General features: G+C 42.2%; 5 protein-coding genes. All 5 read left to right on the forward strand.

The features are described 5' to 3' along the window. Window positions 1-376 (forward strand): hypothetical protein (locus tag Q0241_RS13195; protein ID WP_299378218.1); only part of this gene is annotated, 376 nt, incomplete at its 5' end. 46 nt (window positions 377-422) lie between these two features. Continuing rightward, window positions 423-749, forward strand: coding sequence for a DUF3088 family protein (locus tag Q0241_RS13200; protein ID WP_299378221.1), 327 nt, complete (start codon window positions 423-425; stop codon window positions 747-749). Window positions 750-923: 174 nt separating this feature from the next. After that, entirely contained in the window at window positions 924-2,189 is a 1,266-nt protein-coding gene (locus Q0241_RS13205; protein WP_299378223.1) for a DUF1835 domain-containing protein, read from the forward strand. Between the two features lie 376 nt (window positions 2,190-2,565). Continuing rightward, on the forward strand, window positions 2,566-3,636 hold the full coding sequence (locus Q0241_RS13210; RefSeq protein ID WP_299378226.1) for an ABC transporter substrate-binding protein: 1,071 nt from the start codon (window positions 2,566-2,568) through the stop codon (window positions 3,634-3,636). A gap of 39 nt (window positions 3,637-3,675) precedes the next feature. Next, window positions 3,676-5,559, forward strand: a complete 1,884-nt coding sequence (locus tag Q0241_RS13215; RefSeq protein WP_299378229.1) for an ATP-binding protein — start codon at window positions 3,676-3,678, stop codon at window positions 5,557-5,559. The last annotated feature ends 73 nt before the right edge of the window (window positions 5,560-5,632 follow it).

Here is a 5,632-nt window from a genome sequence, read left to right on the forward strand (position 1 = left end):
TGTCGTTCTCGTCTCCCCGCAAAGGGATGTTGCCTTCGAAGGCAATGGTGCAGGTGCAGCCTTTGCAACATTAGAGTGGAAAACCCATAACCCTGACGGAAGCTCCCAAAACCAGTCTGGTGGTCAAATTATGTTACAAACGGCCCAGAGCCTGTCAGATGAACTCCCCTCCTTTAGCGCAAAAAGTTCGCCAACCCCATCTGGGACGATTTATTTCCGCGGGTTAGATCCTGAAGCAATTCTTAAAAAAGCTTCTCCGGATATTGTTGTCAAAGGCCCTTTACAACAATGGTATGGTATGCACGAACTCTACTTGAAAGACCCGGATGGTTATATAATCTGTGTCGGTGTACCCGCCGGGGAAGCCCCTCAATAATACCTATTATAAAAATACCTATTATAAAAATAAAGGAGCTTGAAAAATGATCCCGATGGACAAACCTGTGCTCTTTATTCTTAAGATGCCTTTTGAAGATCTAAAAATCCCTTCACCCAATAATAACGGTTGGTTTTGTACTCACTGTGCAATGATCGAAGGCGCGCTTGCTATCAATCCACATTGGGGCAACCAAGTCGAAATCAAACGCATTTCTCATGCGAAACCAAGAAAAGAAATTATTCAATACTTAGGCAAAGAAAATCAATGGCTGCCAGTGCTCATTCTCAATGAGCGTGAAAGTATAACTGATCCGATAGAAATCACAGCATACCTGGCAAAAAACTTTGGCGGGGCGTCCCCTCACCCATAATTTATAAAGATAACCCGTATTGACGCCCCTTTTCGCACATGGCATAAATTCCTTGGCTTTTCTTAAGCCTCCATGTTCGCGGAAAGGGCTGCGCCCAAAAATAAGTTTATGATTTATATAAACGATTTCCTAACCTGAATGGCGGACACAGGTTTTTAGACAGAGGATAATCGTATGAATACTCAGCCTGAATCTGACTTGACGTCGCCACGACTTCCCCGAACAATGTTCCATGGCTCTCTAAATTACGAGCAGCAAAAAAAGCGGGCAAAAGAGCTTTTAAAAGCTGTCAAAAATGATGACCAAAAGGCATTAGACAAGATAGAACGCTATCACCCCCGTGCATCAAAGATAACAGCAGATATAAACAACTCTACCCTTGCTGATTGCCAACTTTGTATCGCACGCGAAAACGGTTTTGCATCATGGCAAAAACTCAAAGCCCATTGTGATCAGCTTCGAATTAAACAAGCCCGGATACGTTCAGGACATGCCCCAAATCTGGATGACGCAAACACCCTACATATTCGCTGTGGTTCAGACATCAAGCACAGTTTAAATATTGCAGGATTTACAGGCGAGTTTCACGAATTCAGTGACCCCTTTTGTCAAGGCCCCATCCCTAAGGGAAATACAGCGACACTCCGCAAGAAACGGTCAGAGTTTATCTCTTCCTCTTACGGTATTCCGTTGAATGAGGTCACGGCAAACCAAGCGATTTCTTACGACAAGTTGGACCAACTTTGGAATTATGATCGTGTTGTTTTATGGTTCGAACACGATAGTTATGATCAACTCATTCTTGCCTTTTTACTCGATCATCTATCATCACTTATCTCGCGCCCACGATTAGAACTAATCTGCATAGACAGCGTTCCAGGTATCCCCGATTTTGTCGGTCTTGGCCAACTTGCCCCTGAATTACTGATATGGCTGTGGGAAAATCAACGTACGCCCATAACCGACGATCAACTTTTATTGGGTGAAAGAATTTGGAATGCACTAAAACAGGAAACACCAGATAAATTGGAAACAATCATAGCCGAAGGAACCCCCGTCCTCCCTTTAATGAAAAACGCCCTAAAGCGACATCTAAAAGAATTGCCATCGCCCCATAATGGGCTTGGCCTCACACACGAACTAACACTGCGTATTCTTGCAGACAAAGGTCCGGTAAAAGGCAAAAACCTATTTTCAATATTAATGAAGGAATATGAGCCTCTCCCCTATCTGGGCGATCTTATGTACTGGTACGAATTGGGCCAGATCATGAAATGCAAAATCCCCCTAATTCAGTACGAGACAACACAAGTCCCTCAGCCTTGGCCTGAACGATTAATTAGTATTACCGATACCGGCAAAAGGCTATTGTCCGGCGCTCTGGATTATCAGGATCTTACATCCTCATCTCGCTGGGTCGGGGGAATAAAGGTTACCTAAAATTAATCACTCATACCCCAGAAATTTTATTTCAGAACCCGAACTGCTACTTGGCAGCTTGTTGTTTTGGAATGGATTTCTATCTCTCGATTGTATTGATCACACCACTCGTTGAGGGCTTTCCACTCCCCTTCACGCCAGTTTTCATATTCATTTTCTGGCGTATTAACCAACTCGTCAAAAACGAGTACGGTGCCCTCAACAATCCTATCATTATAAGAAAAGCAGAAACCTCTGGTTTATTAGCCCCTTGTTAACAGATGTTATTGTAAAAAGGGAATAGCTGTGACGCAGATTGTATTTTGAAAATATAAAAGATCGCACACAGACAGTCTGGTTAACTTATAAACAACAAAGACTTTAAGAGGTCACAGCTTTGCCGTTTTATGCTCGCATTACCAAAGGAAATCATAAGTTTATCAAGCTGGTGGTTGCCTTATATATACTGCTGGCTTCCATTCTTGGTCTTAGCGTAATATCCCAAGCAAAAGCTGACGAACCCAAAAGAGTGGTGATTATTGAAACGATGGCTCTTCCCGCTCTGCAAGACGCAACAAAGTGGTTTCGCAAAGGAATGACCGAACTTGGTTACCTCGAAGGCCAAAATATCGAGTATATCGTTCTTAATGCAGAAGGCAGCCCAGATATATCATCCGCTATCTTGACAAATGAGCTCAAGAGTCAAAAACCTGACATGGTCGTGTCTATTGCAACCCTTGCAACAAGAGAATCTTATAAAATTTTAAAAAACCAAGATACCCCTTTGGTCTTTATTTTAGTGTCTTATCCTGAAAAAGAAGGGTTTGTCCGTGCCATCGGGGAAGCAAGTGGCACAAATATTACAGGTAAAACACACATTGTCCCCCCCGCGGCTAAAATAGAGGTCGTTAGACAGGCACTAAAATCCCTTACAGTAAAATCTCCCATGAGGATTGGAATTGTCAATTCTACCTATCCCTCTGCCCTTAGCGAAACGGCACAAATCATGGAGATTGATAAAGATATAGACGAATTAAGCTTTATTGACTTGAATTTTAAATACCTTCCTGGCCAAGAGAACCGTGCTGCCCTTCGTAAGAATGCCTTGGAAATCATTGAACAAAATCGCTCAAATTTTGATGCACTTTGGTTGGCAACAGGACCTATGGGTAATGACGCCGAGATTCTAAAAATTCTCAAAGAAAAGAAAATACCTGTTATTTTTGCCAACAATACTGAAGCGGTTAAATCTGGAGTTCTCATGTCAATGATATCGAACTCAAAAGTAAACGGCATAGCCGTAGCAGAAATCGCTGACCAAATTTTCAAAGGTAAAAACGCAGGGGAAATCCCTGTGACACGTCCAAATAGCTACCTCGTTAGTATTAATATTACAACAGCGACAGAACTGGGAACCGTTATTCCCTCTGCTCTTCTAAAGCTCGCTGGCAAAAACATTTATCGATAGAATCCTGACATGAGATTATACCAAAAGTACTTTTTGACTATGCTGCCAATCATTTTGATTTGTATTGGCTCTCTTGGATATTGGTCTTATACACATTCCAGAAATGCACTTTATAAAAGCGAAGAAGAAAATATGAACCTGCTTCTTAACGAAGCTGTGCACCATATTATATCTTCACGGTATGATCTTTTGGAACAGGCTGGTCTGACAGACATGCCAGCATTTGTTGAATCCTATCAGGAAGAAGTATTCAATGAATTAAATAACTTAGCGACTGTAACCAATCGACGCTACTTTATCATAGGCCAAGATGGCACCCCGATTTACTGTAGTGATAGCAAAGACCCAAGCGTTCTTTCCCAATGGAGTGAACTTGCTCAGTCGCAAAAAGGGCAAAGTTTTGGCAGTTTTCAGGCCCTCGACGATATCAACACGCTATATGCATCTGCAGCATTCAATAAACCAGACTGGAACTGGGTTATTTTTGTGTCTCGTCCCGAGGCCGAAGTCACCCAACAGGTTTCGATTATTCAGCTTGTAACAATTGGCGTATCCCTTGTTTCTATTCTATTGATGGGTGGATTGCTTACACTCGTAACGCGTCGACTTTTGATCCAACCGATTAATCATTTGCAAAAAGCTGCATCACACATTGCAAAACAAGAACCCATAGGTCGCATAGGGGTAACATCTAATGATGAACTCGGTGATTTAGCCCGTGATATGGAAGGCATGTCCGAGGCAATCAAAAACAAGATCGAAGAAGTTCAAGTTGCAAACAGAGCCAAATCCATGTTCCTGGCCCATATGAGCCATGAACTACGGTCGCCTCTTAACTCAATACTGGGCTATGCAGATCTGGCACTTGGTGACAAAGACATTCAGGCTCTTCCGCAAGAAACACAAAATTATATTAAAACTATTTCCAGCTCGGGTAATCATCTGATGGATCTCATCGGCGATATTCTGGACTTCTCTAAAATCGAAGCGGGTGAACTGGTATTAGAAAAAAGTGCCATGAGTTTGGCAGAACTTGTTGAAGAGACCAGCAGTATGATGGTTCTCGCAGCAAGGGAAAAAAACAATACTCTTGATGTTACCTTCCCCGATAACATTCATCGATGGGTACTTGGCGATAGCGTCAGACTACGCCAGATCCTGATGAACTTTCTCTCTAATGCGGTGAAGTTTACCACTGACGGTACAATTACTCTTCGTGTCTCTCTAAAATCCGAAGATGAGTTTACTCAAAAATTACGTTTTGAAGTTTCAGATCAGGGCATCGGTATCCCAAAATCCAAACAATCCTCGCTTTTCAGTGCCTTTTCCCAAGCCGACGTATCAACAACACGAAATTATGGTGGAACTGGCTTAGGTCTAGCGATTAACAAACAACTTGTTCTGGCCATGGATGGTCAGATCGGCGTTGATAGCGAAGAAGAAAAAGGCAGTACCTTCTGGTTTGAAGTTACGCTCGACAAAACCAAAGCCCTCTTCCGTTCTCAGGAAGAGGTTCCTGAGCATGATCTAACAAACCTTCACCTTCTACTCGTAGAAGATATTAAGGTGAACCAAATCATGGCAAAAGCCTTACTCGAAAAAAGTGGTCAGTCTGTGGACACTGCAGATAATGGTTTTGAAGCCGTCGAAAAAGTAACCAAGAATGATTATGATATTATCCTGATGGATATTCACATGCCAGATATGGATGGCGTAGAAGCGACAAAGCAAATACGTGCTCTTGCTGATACAGCCAAATCAACTGTACCGATCATTGCTTTAACAGCCGATATCGAAACCAGTAATTTAAAAGAATATATTGCATGTGGTATGAACGCGACTTGCTCAAAGCCTTTAAACATGGATGACCTTCTTAAAACTCTAAAACGTCTTATCCATGAAAAATCGGCAAACGCAGCCTGATAAAAAACACAAGGTTCAGCATTACCAGATATTCTATGTACATGAACGCGCATCAATATTTACGAACAAAATA

This window comes from uncultured Kiloniella sp., assembly GCF_937128705.1.
Taxonomy (GTDB): domain Bacteria; phylum Pseudomonadota; class Alphaproteobacteria; order Kiloniellales; family Kiloniellaceae; genus Kiloniella.